A 16312-nucleotide genomic window follows, 5' to 3' on the forward strand; every position below is an offset into this window, starting at 1 on the left:
ACAAAAAATTTAATTAGTTAAATCAACTGCAATTTCAACAAACAACTCAGCTACATTTTCTCCTGTTTTGGCACTTGTCAAGCAATCATAATTCACATTATGTTCTTCTAAACTTTTTTTAACCCGTTTTAAAGCTACCGTATCTAATTTATTCCCTATAATTTTTATGAGCACATTAGGATAGTTCTTTTTTAAAAAATCAATTTGTTCATTGATATTTTTATAAGTATCGATTCGCGTTAAATCAAACACATATATAAAGGCATGAGATCCTAACAAATAAGAACTTCTACTTTGCGAAATTTCTTCATGCCCTTCAGTATCCCACAAAATCATGGATAAAGCTGTCCCATTATCCATCTGTATTACTTTTTTTTGAATCTGTACTCCTAAGGTCGATTTGTAATCTTCCGAAAAAGCATCATCAATAAACCGACGAAATAACGAAGTTTTACCTACTCCAAAAGGGCCTACTAAGGCAATTTTTTTAGACAATTTGCTCACTAAAATATATTTTTAAACGTGATGAAAATACTTCACTATTATTAATTTCTTCTTTTGAAATCCCTTTTTCGGCAAAATCTAAGATTTTATCTTCTAAAATATCCTTAAACTCATTGGTATATGTTCCATTGACCACAGCAGTTACATAATAATTATGAAAACTTTGAATGTGAAGCGTGTACAGTTCATAGGAAATGGTTTCCAAATTCTGTCCTCCCAACTTAAAAGCATCCTCTACAAAACTTTTTATAGCCGTTAACATCCCTGCAATCAAATCATCATCCATGGTGTCATATTCCTCTTTTGCATATTTAGCCACCAGTAATCCAGATGCTTTTTCTATAACAAAAATTTGCAAGACATTCGCCTCGTTGGAACTTGCTATAATTTCATTAGCTATATCTTTTTTACCAAACTTACTCCTAAAAAAATTCTTGAATGAAAAAGCTTTTTTCAATTGCTTATTAATTCTTTCATTAAGTAATTTAATTTCGTTGGCAATGTATTTCTTGATCATTTTCCCTATAATAGGAAATAAGGCTTCAACTACTGCATCTTGAGAATTCTTAATTTCTGCTTTTAAAGCACTTGTTATAACTGGTGATAGTTTTTGAGGCATATCATCAATCAACTTTTTAATCTTTTTGTCTATTAAAGGATCTACCTTTTGGGACAATTCTAATGGTTCGTTTAAAGTACTAGATAGCTTCTCTACATCAGCAATCAAAGAGTCTGTAACCTCTTTTGTATCTGCTAGTAGAATTTTTTTAAGCAGTTTTAGTCGCTCATTTTGCTCCATTATAATCAATTATTGATTACTCACTAATTTGATTCCCTAATTTCACCAAAAGTTGACCTAATGCTTTTTTATCTACTTTTTTGGCTTCTAAATCTTCTGCTTTGTCAGCAATAGACCCTTCTAATTCAGTAATTCTAATATTTAGATCTGTACTTAGATTATCAATCAGACCGTTTAATTCTTTTCGGGTTTCTTCTATAAAATCCTTAAGCTCATCTCTTTTTTGAGCAATTTCTTTTTTTAAGGAATCAAACTCCGAATCATAAGCTTGTATATTCTCCCCAAAAATCAAATTCTTGATAGCTTCAATTTTTGACCCGGCATCTAGAGCACCATTAGGGGGAGTTTCAGTTTCAATATTATTTTTAGACATGATATTTATTGAATTCAGTGTTGGCTACTTCTTTGTAAAGATAGCATTTTCTTACATAAAGATACGAAACTCTAAATCCTTAACTAAAGTTTTATCAATTAGGTTAAGTTACGTAAATTTGATGCTAAATTTTTTAAAACAAATATCAAGCCAAATAATCGCTTGAAACAAAAAAAGCATGAGAGTATTTAAATTTGGAGGTGCATCTGTTAAAGACGCTGCAGGAGTTAAAAATGTAGTAAGTGTATTAGAAAAAGTGGGACACAAAAACACACTTGTTGTAGTCTCTGCTATGGGAAAAACAACAAATGCTTTGGAAGTCGTTATTGAACAATACCGAGACAAAAACCCTGAACTTACCAACAGTATCAAGGCATTAAAAGAAAGTCATGCGAGTATTTTAACAGATCTATTTAAAAGTAATCAGCACCCTATTTTTAACAAAATCAATGCTATTTTTGATGATTTAGAAACACTTTTGCAACGTAATAAGTCTCCTAAATACGACTATATATACGACCAAGTAGTAAGCTATGGTGAAATTATTTCCACCACAATTTTAAGTAATTTCCTTACATTTAAAGGACTTGAAAACGATTGGCTAGACGCCCGTACTCTTGTTAAAACCGATAGCACTTATAGAGATGCTAAAGTTGATTGGGAAACTACTCAAACAGCAATTACCAATAGTGTTAATAAACAAAACTTAAGTATCACTCAAGGTTTTATTGGCGCCGATACTAATAATTTTACAACAACCCTTGGACGAGAAGGAAGTGATTACTCTGCTGCTATTTTTGCTTATTGTTTAAACGCAGAAAGTGTAAGCATTTGGAAAGATGTAGATGGCGTATTAAATGGCGACCCACGAGTTTTTGAAAACACGAAATTATTGAATCAAATATCCTACGAAGAAGCAATTGAATTAGCTTTTTATGGTGCCTCTGTAATTCACCCAAAAACACTACAACCTTTACAACAAAAAGAAATCCCTTTATATGTAAAATCTTTTATTCATCCAGAAAACCCCGGAACTGCCGTTAGCAAAGGACAAACGTTGGAACCTTTTATCCCTTGTTTTATAGTTAAAAAGAATCAAGTTTTAATTTCACTTTCATCATTAGACTTTTCATTTATTGTTGAAGAAAATATAAGTGAAATTTTTAGCCTTTTTCACAAGTACCAGATTAAAGTGGACTTAATTCAAAATTCCGCTATTAGTTTTGCCGTATGTGTGGATAACAAATTTGGTCATTTACAGGAGCTGATTACCGAACTTAAGGCTAAATTTAAAGTTACTTTTGAAGAAAACGTATCCCTTTACACCATAAGACATTTTGATAAAGCTGCTGCGGAAGGCTTAGAAAAAGGAAAAAACATATTACTAAAACAACTAGGTACTGAAACCTACCAAATTGTAACCAAAGAATAAGCTTGAATTAACACATTAATAAAATACGACACTTACATTTATCGGCTTTAATTTCTCTAATTAATCTCTTTAAATGAGTCTAGTAACTATTAATGACATATCAAAACTACTACATATTACAAAGCTTGGACCAATTGGTAGACTTATCAGTTGGTTCATTCTTAAAGTGACACGTATTAGTAAAATTAATAAGCGATATTTAAAAAATAAACACCTATCCTGCCAAAATTTTATTGATATCACTTTAAAGGAATACAAAATCACCTACCGTATTCCTAAAAAAGATTTAAAAAACATACCAGAACAAGGTCCTTTTGTTACCATTTCAAATCATCCTTTTGGAGGAATTGAAGGCTTGATTATACTCAAAACACTTCATAAAAAAAGACCCGATTACAAAGCCATTGCCAACTTTTTATTACAACGCGTTGAACCTTTGTCGGAATCCATAATTGCTGTAAATCCATTTGAAAACCATAAAGACAAAAAATCAAGTCTCGGCGGACTTAAAGAAGCTATTTTTCACCTAAAAGAAGGTAAATGTTTTGGTGTTTTCCCTGCTGGAGAAGTAAGCAATATAAAAAACGGCAATCAATACATTGACAAACCATGGAATGATGGAGTGATGCGATTAATTAGAAGAGCTAAAGTCCCCGTTATTCCTTTTTATTTTCATGGAAAGAATAGCGCCCTTTTTTACAAACTAGCCGCCATACATCCACTATTACAAAGTGCCAAATTGCCTAGTGAATTATTCAGTCAAAAAAACAAACTAATAAAAATACGTATTGGCAAACCTATTAGCGTAAAAAAGCAGCAAAACTATACCGACATTAATGAATACAACACTTTTTTACGTAAAAAGACCTATATACTTGCTAAATCATTTGATAAAAAAAAGCCATTAAACAGAATACAAAAAAAAGTTTCTATAAAGAAAGTAAAGAATATTGCTTTGCCTATTAAAAAAGAAACTATTCTCGAAGAAATAGAAAACTGTAGCATAAAACAACTTTGTATTTATCAAAACGAAGGTTTTAAAATGTTTTTAGCCACTAAAAAAGATATCCCTAATATTTTAATCGAAATTGGGCGTCTACGCGAAATTACATACCGAACTATTGGCGAAGGCACTAACCAAGCTATTGATTTAGATAAATACGACAATTATTACCATCATCTTTTTTTGTGGGACAATAACAATAAAGAACTTGTCGGTGCTTATCGTATGGGAATTGGAAGTGAAATTTTAGCTACACATGGTATTAAAGGCTTTTATTTACATCGTTTGTTTAGATTTGAGCCCGAATTACATGCCATGATGGGAAAATCCATTGAAATGGGCAGAGCCTTTATAAGAAATGAATATCAAAAAAAACCTTTGCCTCTTTTTTTACTCTGGAAAGGCATAATGCATTGTACGCTTAAATTTCCAAATCATGATTTTTTGATTGGAGGAGTGACTATAAGCAATCAATTTAGTACATTCTCCATGTCCCTTATGGTCGAATTTATGAAATCTAATTATTACGACCCTATAATTGCTCAATTTGTTAGACCAAAAAAAGAATACAAGGTAAAACTAACCGATACCGATAAAGGTTTTGTTTTTGAAGCTTCGGAAAACAGCCTTAAACAGCTTGAAGAATTTATCGCAGATATTGAACCAGAAGGATTACGCATTCCTGTACTCCTAAAAAAATACGTCAAACAAAACGCAAAAGTTATTGCCTTTAACGTGGATCCACTGTTTAACAATGCTGTTGATGGATTAATGTACATTAAAATAAGTGACCTTCCCGAAAGCACCGTTAAACCTTTGCTTCAACAAACTAAAATTTAATCCATTACCCATTTCCTTAAACTCATTATACAACCTGTATTATGCAGTGAAACCTTTGACTTTACAGAGATTTTGATTCGTAATAGATTTTCTAAGTCATAGCACAGGTTTAACCTAAGCTTTTCTTTTATTCTAATTTAAACTCCTCATCTATACATAAAATATTATTTCTCATTACTTTAACGCTAATAATCAGAAAAAATATAATTTTTCTTGTTAAGTTTAACATATCATAGCGACAGTATACCTATTAATAATTACAAAAATGTCTTTTAAAATAACTTTTCTGTTACTTCTTTCGGTTATATTTAACCTTAACGAAGGAAGAATTTTTATTTCTGAAAGTTTCCCCTCGGGACAAAAAAAAGCTGAAGGCTGGATGATGAACTCAAAAAAAATGGATTATTGGCATTATTTCTACGAAAATGGAAATGTGAAATCCAAAGGGAATTACACCAATAATTTAAAAAATGGCTACTGGTTTTTTTACAACACTAACGGCAACCTTAGCAAAGAAGGACATTTCACTAACGATATTCCTACTAAATGGTGGGTTTATCACAATACAAACAACCATTCAAAAGAAAAATGCTTGTACCAAAGTGACGGGACAACACGTTTCTGTTTAGTATACAACAACAAACAACTCGTAAAAGCCTGTAAATATCGAAATGATATTTTTTTACAACAATGGACAAGCATTAGTAGTTTTAAGCGCGATAACCCTCATTTTTCATTTTGAAATATCCCCAAATAAAAGTAATTATTCCTGCTATTAATGAGGAAGACTCCATTCCAAAAGTAATTGCCGAAATACCTAATATTGTTTCTGAAATTATTGTAGTTAATAATGGCTCCACAGACAAAACTGCCGAAGTAGCAAAAAAAGCTGGAGCTACAGTAATGACCGAACCAAATAAAGGCTATGGCAATGCTTGCTTAAAAGGATTACAGTATATAGCCGAACTTGACACTCCTCCAGATATTGTTGTTTTTTTAGATGGTGATTATAGTGATTACCCTCAAGAAATGATTAATATATTAGCCCCTATTATAAATAAGGATATAGACCTTGTTATAGGAGCTCGCGTTAGTGAATACCGCGAAAAAGGATCCATGACACTACCACAACGATTTGGTAACTGGCTGGCTACTTTTTTAATGCGTATACTGTTTAAATCGACCTTTACTGATTTGGGTCCTTTTAGAGCAATTAAATATAATAAGTTAGTTTTACTACAAATGGAAGACAAAACTTATGGTTGGACAGTAGAAATGCAATTAAAAGCATTACGACAAAAACTAACCTACGCGGAAGTGCCAGTTCACTACAAAAAACGAATTGGAGTTTCAAAAGTGAGTGGCACGATTAAAGGTGCTATATTTGCGGGCATTAAAATACTAAGTTGGATTTTTAAATACAGTTTTTAACATATGGACTTGGCAATTGTTATTACATACACTCTCGCCTTAATTTTTATCTTTTTATACAGCTTAGCTCAGCTTAATTTACTGTTTGCTTATTTAAAGGCTAAAAAAAAGGCACAAGAAGACGGCCCTGTTTTTGACTTATCAAAACCAGACGAAACTCCGTTTGTTACTGTACAGCTCCCTGTTTACAATGAGCTATACGTAATGGAACGATTATTAGATAATATAGCACTACTCGATTATCCAAAAAACAAGCTAGAAATTCAAGTTTTAGATGACTCTACCGACGAATCGATAACTACTACGCTTACCAAAATAGAAGATCTAAAAGCTAAAGGCTTGGATATTGTTCATATCCATCGCACTAATAGAGCTGGTTTTAAAGCAGGAGCGCTAAAAGAAGGGCTATATAAAGCCAAAGGAGAATTCATTGCCATTTTTGACGCCGACTTTTTACCAAAACCGGATTGGTTAAAACAAACTGTCCCCCATTTTAAAAACCCTAAAATAGGCGTAGTACAAACCCGTTGGGGACACATTAACAGAAATTATTCTGTACTCACAAAAATTCAAGCTTTCGCTCTTGATTTTCATTTTACTATGGAGCAAGTAGGCCGTAATATAAAAAAGCACTTTATAAATTTTAATGGTACAGCTGGTATTTGGCGAAAATCATGCATATTGGATGCTGGAAACTGGCAAGGCGACACTCTTACTGAAGATTTAGACTTAAGCTACCGTGCCCAACTTAAAAAATGGGAATTCAAATATTTAGAACAAGTTGAAACTCCTGCTGAATTACCTGTAGTGATTAGCGCAGCTCGCTCACAACAATTCCGTTGGAATAAGGGAGCTGCCGAAAACTTTAAGAAAACTTTTAAAGCCGTATTAGCCAACAAAGAATTATCCTTTAGCACCAAAGTACATAGCTTTTTTCATTTACTTAATAGCTCCATGTTTTTATTGGTCTTGTTCGTTGCTATCATGAGCGTTCCTATTCTTTACATAAAAAACAACAACCCTATATTTGGTTGGTATTTTAATGTTATAGGCTTTTTTGCTTTTAGTACCGTTATCTTTTTTACTTGCTATTGGGTTACTTATAAAGAAATACATGGCTCGGGAGCAAAAAGCTTTTTATCCTACATTAAAATGTTTTTCACCTTCTTTTCTGTTGCCATGGGCTTTTCTGTTCACAACAGTGTTGCCGTACTTGAAGGACATTTAGGAAAACGTAGCGAGTTTGTTCGCACCCCTAAATTTAACATGAAAAACTTAGGAGATTCCTGGAAGGATAACAAATACATTAATAAAAACCTATCAACTAATACTATTGTCGAAGCCCTATTAATGTGCTATTTTGCTTTTGCTTTATACAGCGGTTATCAGCTTCAAGATTTTGGTCTAGCTATTTTTCATTCCATGCTGTTTTTTGGGTTTGCCTTTGTATTTTTTAAATCCATATTATCAAAAGTATAATGAAATCAACTACAAATTTGGGACTCAGCTTATTTGTACTTTTTTGTAGTTGCTTACTTTATATTTATGTTGGCTATTTTTTACCCAGAACTTCATTCTACACGCTATTAAGCTGTTGGATTGGTTTATTTGGTGCTAGCTATTATTTAATAAATTACTCCAGCTTCTCATTTAAACAGTTGGCTGTAATAGCTATTGGCTTCAGACTTTTATTAATAGCCGAAATACCCAATTTATCTCAAGATTTTTATCGTTTTATTTGGGATGGACGTATGTTACTCAATGGGTTTAATCCTTATTTATACACCCCAAAAAATTTAATTGAACAAGGAACAGCAACTGTTCATCATGCTCAAAAATTAGTTGAAGGAATGGGAACACTTAATGCAAGCCATTACACCAACTACCCTCCTTTTAGTCAATTATGCTACTTTATTGCCGCTCTTTTTGGAAGTAAATCGATAGTAACAAGTGTAGTTGTAATGCGGTTACAAATTATTTTAGCTGATATCGGTATCCTCTATTTTGGCAAAAAAATCCTTGAACAATTAAGGTTACCTATCAATAATAGTTTCTTATACCTACTAAATCCTTTTGTAATTATTGAATTAACGGGAAACTTACATTTCGAAGCAGTAATGGCATTTTTCTTGGTACTCAGTTTATATTTTCTTTTAAAAAACTTGTGGGTATTAGCTGCTGTAATTCTAGGAATTTCAATTAGTGTAAAACTACTCACATTACTCTTTTTACCAGTATTCACTTTATATTTTGTGCGCAATCTATTTCACAAAAAAGATTGGTTTGTAACGAACAAAAATGACATACTAAAATATAGTAGTTTTTGTTTTATTGTAATTGGAACCAACATTTTACTGTTCGCGCCATTTTTATCGCCTCAATTTATAGCAAACTTTAGCAAAACCATCAGTCTTTGGTTTCAAAATTTTGAGTTCAATGCCAGTATTTATTATATAGTACGTTGGGTTGGTTATCAAGTTGTCGGCTGGAATATTATTGCTAAAGCGGGAAAAATACTTCCTTTAATTGCTATTCTTATCATTGGTATTTTAAGCTTGGCGCGAAAAAACTACAACCCCAATACACTTCTGGAAAGCATGTTATTTTGTATCACGGCCTATCTATTATTATCCACCACTATACACCCGTGGTACTTAAGCATTCCCTTGACACTTTCGTGTTTTACAAAATTTAAATACATATGGGTATGGAGCTTAACTATTATTCTTAGTTATTTTGCGTATTCTAACCCTGAATTTAAAGAAAATCTATGGCTTGTTAGTATAGAGTATAGTATAGTGATTCTTTTTTTTATTTACGAGTTAAGCAAAAAAAATCCCACTCTAGTAAAACTAAAGCAGGATTGATAATTCTATGAATACGATATATATTAAGCTAGCATTCCCATATTAATCACCTCTTGTTTGGTCAGCTCTCTCCAACGGCCACGTGGAAGGTCTTTTTTAGTAAGTCCTCCAAAAACCACTCGATCTAAATGATTTACTTTATACCCTAGTGCTTCAAAAATTCGAATAACAATTCTATTTTTTTGCGAATTTAATTGAATCCCCACTTCTCTTTTTGATGAATCGTCTACAAACGAAAGCTCTTGCACTTTAACAATATGATCATCGATACGTACGCCTTCTAAAATTTTCTCAAAATCTTGTTGTACTAAATTTTTATCTAACTCCACATGATAAATCTGACGAATCCTTCCTGAACCATTCATATTTCCTAAAAATGAATCATCATTAGAAAGTAACAACAAGCCAGAACTATTACGTTCCATTTTACCAACTGGCTTTAAAAATGATTTAGATGCCGATTGTAAAAGCGCATATATTGATTTCTTCTCATTACTTGTATTCGCTGCTATAGTGTATCCTTTAGGCTTATTAATAAGTATATATGAACTTTTAACAGGGCGAATCAACTGTCCATCGAAACGCACTTCATCTGTTAACTTTACCTTGTATCCCATTTCGGTAATCACCTCTCCATTCACCTTTACACTTCCTGTAGAAATATATAAATCGGCATCTTTGCGGGTACAAATTCCCGAATTACCAATGTATTTATTTAAACGTATAGTATCTGGATCTTGTAATGCTTGTTTTTTAGACTTTACAGGACGTACACTTTGGGGTTTTGCTATGTTCTTTTTTTGAACACTTTTCCCTTTTCGTAATCCTGATGTTTTTTTGTTTCGATTATTCTGAGCTTGACTCATAACTTAAAAATTTGCGCAAAGATAGGCTATTATACGTGCGCTTGCTTTGTTTTTATTAATGAACTGATTTAAATTTCCTAATTAACACCAATTGTGAATTAAAATAAGCTTTTAACCAAGACACTTATTCTAAAACTTATAAAATTAATATAATCTTTTAAGCCAAGATAGTTCTATTAACATGATACTAAAAACCCCTACGACAATAACAAATTTGAGTAAATTATGCAGGATCACATATTGTTTTTTAGTATTGGATTTCCTGAGCAACATACTAAAAATCAACAACACTCCAGTTGTCATCCAAAAAAAGTAATGCATTTTACCTAATGGAAACGCGTATACAAGTACCATTGCCGTAACAATACAAGCGATAGACAATCCAGTTAATATTTTTTTCACCATAGATTCCCCATAAACTATAGGCAAGGTGCTGTTACCAACGGCAGCATCTCCTCGCAAATTTTCTAAATCCTTAACTAATTCGCGCATAAAAATAACTAAGCTTAGAAAAGTTGCATGCACAAAAATTACAGGATCGTAATTTTTGTAATAAATAAAGATGGCAAAAAAAGGCAGAATAGCTAAAAACGTTGCAACTAAATTTTTAACTAATAAAATCCGCTTTAATTTATGAGAGTACAACCAAATTCCAAAAATATAGGCCGAAAAAAACAACACTGCCCTAAACGACACATAACTAGCTACTATAACAGCAATAAAATTGGCTATGAAATAGATAGTTAGTTTGGTTTGCTGACTTACCAAACGATCCAAATGGTATTTTTGCGGTCGGTTTATTAAATCCTTTTCACTGTCATAAAAATTATTAATAATATAACCTGAAGCTATGGTGATAGCAGATGCTAAAACAATACACAAAAGACTTTCATCAAACAGTACTGCTCTAAACGATTTTTTAGCAGAAAGGATAAAAATGCTTGTTACATATTGTGCTACTAAAACAACCAATACATTATAACCTCGTATTACCGAAAGCATACTAAATGACTTATAAAAAAACCATTTGATTTTTCTAGATATATTGAGCATGTATGAATTGTATTTATGCGGGGTTGCACAAATAAAAGTAAGCATATTTTAGAAATGATACACCACTTCCAACTTATAATCTTTTAATGCTTTTTGTGCTTTTCCAAAATCTTCAGTAAAACCTAAAATATAGCCTCCGCCTCCTGAACCACACAATTTTAAATAATAATCGTTTGTTTCAATACCATGTTTCCAAAGGGCATGGAACTGAGAAGGAATCATTGGTTTAAAATGATCTAAAACCGTACGAGATAATTGTTTTATATTCGAAAATAGCGAGGTTACATTTCCACTTAAAAAATCATCAACACAAGCATCGGTATGCTTTACAAACTTATTTTTAAGCATATTACGAAAACCGTCCTGCTTCATTTTTTCCATAAAAATATTTACCATTGGCGCCGTTTCACCAACAATACCACTATCTAACAGAAATACTGCTCCTTTGTTTTCATGTTGCTTTTGCGAAGGAATCCCTGCCGTTTCCACATTATCCTTGGAATGGATTAAAATAGGCAAACTTAAGTAACTATTTAAAGGATCTAAACCCGAACTATTTCCGTGAAAAAAAGATTCAACATAAGCAAATATTTGCTTTAACTTTAGTAGTTTATCACGTGTTAAGTTTTCAAGAATGGTTATTTTATTCTCGGCATATTTGTCATAAATAGCTGCAACTAATGCTCCACTACTCCCTACTCCATATCCTTGAGGAATACTACTATCAAAATACATTCCTGCAGCAATATCAGCAAGTAACTTATCGGTATTAAAAACAACCAAATCTGGCTTTTGATTTTCACTTAAATAGGTCGCTAATTTCAATAAACTTTTGTTAGAATCAGTTGCTTTAGTATCTAATTCCTTAGCTGTCTTTAAAGCTCCGTTATAAAAATTATAAGGTATAGAGAGTCCTTTGGAATTTTTTATAATTCCATACTCCCCAAAAAGTAGAATTTTAGAATAAAATAAAGGTCCCTTCAAACTATCTATTTTTTAAAGTTGTCACAAAATTACATTTTTTTTATTCCAATTCCTAGATAATCACATATATACTGCCTATTCTGACATTTTTCTGCCAACTCTGCTTCAATAAAAGCCAAAACAGCTTCTTTATCTTTTTCCGGATACAGCACATGTACGTTTGCCCCTGCATCCAAAGTAAAACAAACTGGTACACCTGTTTCTTTTCGATAATTCCAAATACTATTAATCATCTCCAGGGTATTTGGTTTCATTAAAATAAAATAAGGTAACGAAGTCATCATCATAGCATGTAGCGTTAAGGCTTCACTTTCCACAATTTCTATAAATTGAGCAATGTCTCCATTTTGGAGTACGCTACTCAACTTGTCTAAATTAGCATTAGCCTGTTCAAATCGTGTTTTGGCAAATGGATGGCCATGCATTAAATTATGACCTACGGTACTACTCACCTGTTTTTCTCCTTTATCAATAAGCAATACAGTATCCTGATAATTTTTAAAAACTGAAGCTATTTCGTGCTCAAAAGGCACCGCAAATTCATCACTTGATCCTTTTATTTTTTGATGTTTCCCCCAAATAGTAATAGGCCCTTCAATACTTCGACAAGCACTTCCCGATCCTAATCGCGCCAAAAAAGAGGCTTTTTCTATTCTTTCTTCTGCGCTAAGCGAACCGCCTAACTCATTTTCTATTTCAACTAAACACATTGCTAAGGCACTCATCCCACTTGCCGATGATGCAATTCCACTACTGTGTGGAAATGTATTTTTACTATTAATAATAAATTCAAAGTCATTTAAAAAAAGACAATAAGGAGCTATACGATCAAAAAAAGTATGAATTTTAGGTTCAAAACTTAGCTTAGGTTCTCCTTCGAACAAAAATGCAATCGAAAAGCCTACTCCTTTATCCTTTCTTCTTTTGTATGTAATGGATGTTTCTGTACGACATTCGCTTAATGTAAAACTTAACGAGGCATTCTCCGGAAGTTGTACCGGTCGTTTTCCCCAATATTTTACTAATGCTATATTACTTGGAGCTGTAAAAGCTACCTTGCCTTGATCCTTCTTGTATAAAGAGTCAATTGATCTATATGTTGTACCCAAAATGAAATTTTCAACAAATATAAGTTTTGATTGACCGATATTTAAAATGCTTTTCAAAAAAAATAGTATTTTAGACACATAGTGTTAAAAAAATGAATAAAAAAATTATTAAAATTATCATTGCAGTAACTGTATGCCTTGTTGCAGGAGTCATTGGAGCCGCGGCTACTCAAACCTCAGTAAACACTTGGTATACGACACTATCAAAACCTTCGTTTAATCCTCCAAATTATGTCTTTGGACCTGTATGGACTATACTATATATTCTTATGGGTATCTCCGCTGGTAAAATTTGGAATCATGGCTTTTATCATAAATGGGTCAAAACTGCGTTATATCATTTTGGATTTCAATTAATACTAAATATTACATGGTCTTTAGTGTTTTTTGGACTCAATGAAATTTTCGGAGCACTTTTAATAATTATAGGACTTTTAGTCTTACTGCTTTTTACCTACAAATGGTTTAAAATAGTAAATACTAATGCTGCCTATTTACTTATTCCATACATTTTATGGGTATCGTTTGCTTCCGTTTTGAACTTTAGTATATGGCAATTAAATTAATTTAGATTTGAATAAAAAATCCCTCATCCTCCAAGTTACTCTAGAATTAATTACAACAAAAGGAATTGAAAATACTTCCTTAACCGATATTATTAAAGCCGCTGATGTAGCTAAAGGAACGCTCTATCATCACTTTAAGAAAAAGGAAGAAATTATCGAAGAACTTTACACCATTCTTACAGAAGATTTTGGAACCGTAATTATGCGTAACACAGAAAACACTGAAGATGGAAGAAAAAAATACCAAATAATGTGGTTAAATTTATACCACTATTTTATTGACAATCCATTAGCATTCATTTTTTCGGAACAAATTGGTCGTTCTCCTGAAATCCCATTGCGATTAAAAGAGAAAACTCGAATTTATTACGCCGATATTGAACAGTTTTTTAGAAAAAGAATCCAAGAAAAAACATTTCGTCAATTTAACACTTTGGTGATGCAAGAACTGTTTTTTGGAAGCGTAGTATCTATTGTGAAAATTCACGAAAACGAGTTAGTCGACTTAGAGGAACGCCACATTAAACAAGCCATTGAAATTTCATGGAAAGGATTTTGCAGGCATTAAAATCAAACTGAATCATTAGTAATAGATTGTGCTGCAATATAGCCTCCAGTCCATGCATTTTGGAAGTTGAAGCCTCCAGTTATGGCATCAATATTAAGCACCTCTCCTACTAAATAACAATCTTTGAGTTTGTTACTTTGATAGTTTTTAAAGTTGATTTCTTTTAAATCAACACCTCCTGCTGTTACAAATTCATCTTTAAAAGTACTTTTCCCGTCTATGTGAAAAGTACTTCTGACCAATTGATTTGCTAGGGCTGTTAACTGCTTTTTATTAACATCTGCCCAACGTTGATTTTCAAAAATTCCACTTGCCAGAACTAATTGCAGCCACAATCGTTTTGGCAATTCGTATAATGGATTTTTAGCGACTATCTGTTTCGAATTTTCTTCTTTTATATCCTGCAAAAAAGGACGACAAGCTTCGAAGCTATCAAACTTAGTCCAGTTAACCACAAGGTCAAACTTATAATTCAACTCATGCAACACCCGTGCCCCCCATGCTGAAAGTTTTAAAATAGCAGGACCACTAAAACCCCAATGAGTAATTAATAACGGACCTTCGGTCTTTAATTTTGTTTGATTCACCGAAACACCTACCTGTACCGCAACACCCGGTATAGAAGCTATTCTATTATCCCTAGAATTAAAAGTAAACAATGAAGGTACTGGCGCTATTGTTTTTATTCCTAAATCACTTAATTGTTTCCATATTTTGGTTTGACTCCCAGTAGCTATCACTAATTTTTGAGCACTAAATTTGTCCGATTTTGTATGTATTTCCCAACCTAAATCCAAAGGTTTAAAATCAACCACCAATTGTTGTTTTTTAATTTCAATTCCTAATTTTTCTGCTTCTTCCAAAAAACAATTAATAATTGTTTCTGAAGAATTTGAAACTGGAAAAATTCGTCCATCATCCTCTATTTTTAAAGCAACACCACGCTGTTCAAACCACTCCATGGTATCTCCAGTCATAAAACTATGAAATGGCCCACGCAATTCCTTCTCCCCGCGAGGGTAATTTTTAACTAATTCATTGGGAATAAACTCGGCATGCGTTACGTTGCAACGACCTCCGCCAGAAATACGCACTTTTTGAAGTACATTTTTTGCACGTTCCAATATTAACACCGAAAGCTTAGGATTTAAAGTAGCCACATTAATTGCTGTAAAAAAACCCGCAGCACCTCCTCCTACAATAACAACATCATAACTTTTCATGTAACTCTTTTAATTTATAATAAATTGGGGTGATCCGAAATAATTCCACTAATATCCAGGACTTGCATTTTTTTTATATCAGCGGGTTTATTTACCGTCCAAACATATAGATTTAAATTTTTCAGCTTTGCCATTCGCACCAACCTACTTCTCAATTTTTCGTGATATATGTAAATATTCTCGTAACCATTATCAACCGCAATAGCAAAAGCTTTACTTGTTTTAGATTCCGCAATAAGTCCTACTTTTATTGCTTTATTACGCGCCCTTACTTTATTTAAGCGCTTAGCATCAAAACTAGATACATATAATTGATCATAAGACCATCCCCCTTGTTTTACCTCTTCCTCAATAAGCATACAAACTGCTTTTGCCGTCCCTTTTCCTTTCAACTCAATATGTAATGAACATTTTCCTTTACACACATCTAACACTTCCTTTAATGTAGGTACTTTATGCATGTGTTCTGTTCGCAACATTGACAACTCATTATAAGTCAAATTAACCACCTTCCCCCTACCATTTGTAGTACGCTTTACCGTTTCATCATGAATAACCACAAGTTCACCAGTTCGGCATTTATGCACATCAATTTCAATAGCATCAACCCCTAGCTCGATAGCTTTTTTTATTGAAGGAATTGTATTTTCATCCATTAAGGCTTTGGCGCCTCTATGACCGATCTTTTGCATAG

General features: G+C 32.7%; 17 protein-coding genes. 8 read left to right on the forward strand and 9 right to left on the reverse strand.

All coding sequences use genetic code 11. The annotated features are described in order from the left end of the window. Positions 1 to 9 precede the first annotated feature (9 nt). From KQA_RS0208440 to KQA_RS0208450, 3 genes are read right to left on the reverse strand one after another with little or no spacing between them, the layout of a single operon-like run. On the reverse strand, positions 10 to 504 hold the full coding sequence (locus tag KQA_RS0208440) for a Rab family GTPase (RefSeq protein WP_029209524.1): 495 nt from the start codon (positions 502 to 504) through the stop codon (positions 10 to 12). Next, positions 488 to 1303: a hypothetical protein gene (locus KQA_RS0208445; protein ID WP_010180057.1), complete on the reverse strand. Its 816-nt coding sequence runs from the start codon at positions 1301 to 1303 to the stop codon at positions 488 to 490. The genes KQA_RS0208440 and KQA_RS0208445 overlap by 17 nt, the downstream gene beginning before the upstream one ends. Positions 1304 to 1319: 16 nt before the next feature. After that, positions 1320 to 1676, reverse strand: coding sequence for a fructose 1,6-bisphosphatase (locus KQA_RS0208450; RefSeq protein WP_010180059.1), 357 nt, complete (start codon positions 1674 to 1676; stop codon positions 1320 to 1322). Positions 1677 to 1854: 178 nt separating this feature from the next. On the opposite strand from KQA_RS0208450, the gene KQA_RS0208455 reads away from it, so the two are divergent. The 6 genes from KQA_RS0208455 to KQA_RS0208480 all read left to right on the forward strand — a co-directional run bounded on the left by KQA_RS0208455 (position 1855) and on the right by KQA_RS0208480 (position 9249). Continuing rightward, entirely contained in the window at positions 1855 to 3108 is a 1254-nt protein-coding gene (locus KQA_RS0208455; RefSeq protein WP_010180061.1) for an aspartate kinase, read from the forward strand. 73 nt (positions 3109 to 3181) lie between these two features. Further along, positions 3182 to 4951 (forward strand): GNAT family N-acyltransferase, encoded by a 1770-nt coding sequence (locus KQA_RS0208460; protein ID WP_010180063.1) that lies wholly within the window; start codon positions 3182 to 3184, stop codon positions 4949 to 4951. Between the two features lie 265 nt (positions 4952 to 5216). Continuing rightward, on the forward strand, positions 5217 to 5693 hold the full coding sequence (locus KQA_RS0208465; protein ID WP_010180064.1) for a toxin-antitoxin system YwqK family antitoxin: 477 nt from the start codon (positions 5217 to 5219) through the stop codon (positions 5691 to 5693). After that, positions 5690 to 6382 carry a glycosyltransferase family 2 protein gene (locus KQA_RS0208470; RefSeq protein WP_010180066.1) on the forward strand — a complete coding sequence of 231 codons (693 nt, stop codon included), beginning with the start codon at positions 5690 to 5692 and terminating at the stop codon, positions 6380 to 6382. The genes KQA_RS0208465 and KQA_RS0208470 overlap by 4 nt, the downstream gene beginning before the upstream one ends. Before the next feature lie 3 nt (positions 6383 to 6385). Next, complete coding sequence (locus KQA_RS0208475; protein ID WP_010180067.1) at positions 6386 to 7861, forward strand: cellulose synthase family protein; 1476 nt, start codon at positions 6386 to 6388, stop codon at positions 7859 to 7861. A gap of 179 nt (positions 7862 to 8040) precedes the next feature. After that, entirely contained in the window at positions 8041 to 9249 is a 1209-nt protein-coding gene (locus KQA_RS0208480) for a mannosyltransferase (protein WP_232285870.1), read from the forward strand. Between the two features lie 23 nt (positions 9250 to 9272). On the opposite strand, the gene KQA_RS0208485 is transcribed toward KQA_RS0208480, so the two are convergent. The 4 genes from KQA_RS0208485 to KQA_RS0208500 form a co-directional block, all read right to left on the reverse strand. Continuing rightward, positions 9273 to 10115 (reverse strand): pseudouridine synthase, encoded by an 843-nt coding sequence (locus KQA_RS0208485; RefSeq protein ID WP_010180072.1) that lies wholly within the window; start codon positions 10113 to 10115, stop codon positions 9273 to 9275. A 144-nt stretch (positions 10116 to 10259) separates the two neighbouring features. Next, complete coding sequence (locus tag KQA_RS0208490) at positions 10260 to 11168, reverse strand: geranylgeranylglycerol-phosphate geranylgeranyltransferase (RefSeq protein WP_010180074.1); 909 nt, start codon at positions 11166 to 11168, stop codon at positions 10260 to 10262. A 48-nt stretch (positions 11169 to 11216) separates the two neighbouring features. Next, entirely contained in the window at positions 11217 to 12152 is a 936-nt protein-coding gene (locus tag KQA_RS0208495; RefSeq protein WP_010180075.1) for a mevalonate kinase family protein, read from the reverse strand. A gap of 29 nt (positions 12153 to 12181) precedes the next feature. Beyond that, entirely contained in the window at positions 12182 to 13261 is a 1080-nt protein-coding gene (locus tag KQA_RS0208500) for a diphosphomevalonate/mevalonate 3,5-bisphosphate decarboxylase family protein (RefSeq protein WP_081483244.1), read from the reverse strand. Positions 13262 to 13353: 92 nt separating this feature from the next. Between KQA_RS0208500 and KQA_RS0208505 the strand changes: the two genes are divergently transcribed. Together KQA_RS0208505 and KQA_RS0208510 are read left to right on the forward strand one after the other, a co-directional pair. Then, entirely contained in the window at positions 13354 to 13827 is a 474-nt protein-coding gene (locus KQA_RS0208505) for a TspO/MBR family protein (RefSeq protein WP_010180079.1), read from the forward strand. A gap of 7 nt (positions 13828 to 13834) precedes the next feature. After that, positions 13835 to 14395 (forward strand): TetR/AcrR family transcriptional regulator, encoded by a 561-nt coding sequence (locus tag KQA_RS0208510; RefSeq protein WP_010180082.1) that lies wholly within the window; start codon positions 13835 to 13837, stop codon positions 14393 to 14395. Between the two features lie 2 nt (positions 14396 to 14397). Here the strand turns inward: KQA_RS0208510 and KQA_RS0208515 are convergent, their stop codons facing one another. Continuing rightward, positions 14398 to 15618: a BaiN/RdsA family NAD(P)/FAD-dependent oxidoreductase gene (locus KQA_RS0208515; protein ID WP_010180084.1), complete on the reverse strand. Its 1221-nt coding sequence runs from the start codon at positions 15616 to 15618 to the stop codon at positions 14398 to 14400. A 14-nt stretch (positions 15619 to 15632) separates the two neighbouring features. After that, on the reverse strand, positions 15633 to 16310 hold the full coding sequence (locus KQA_RS0208520; protein ID WP_010180087.1) for a glycerophosphodiester phosphodiesterase: 678 nt from the start codon (positions 16308 to 16310) through the stop codon (positions 15633 to 15635). Between the last annotated feature and the right edge of the window lie 2 nt (positions 16311 to 16312).

It is taken from the genome of Aquimarina agarilytica ZC1, from assembly GCF_000255455.1.
In the GTDB taxonomy this organism is placed as follows: domain Bacteria; phylum Bacteroidota; class Bacteroidia; order Flavobacteriales; family Flavobacteriaceae; genus Aquimarina; species Aquimarina agarilytica.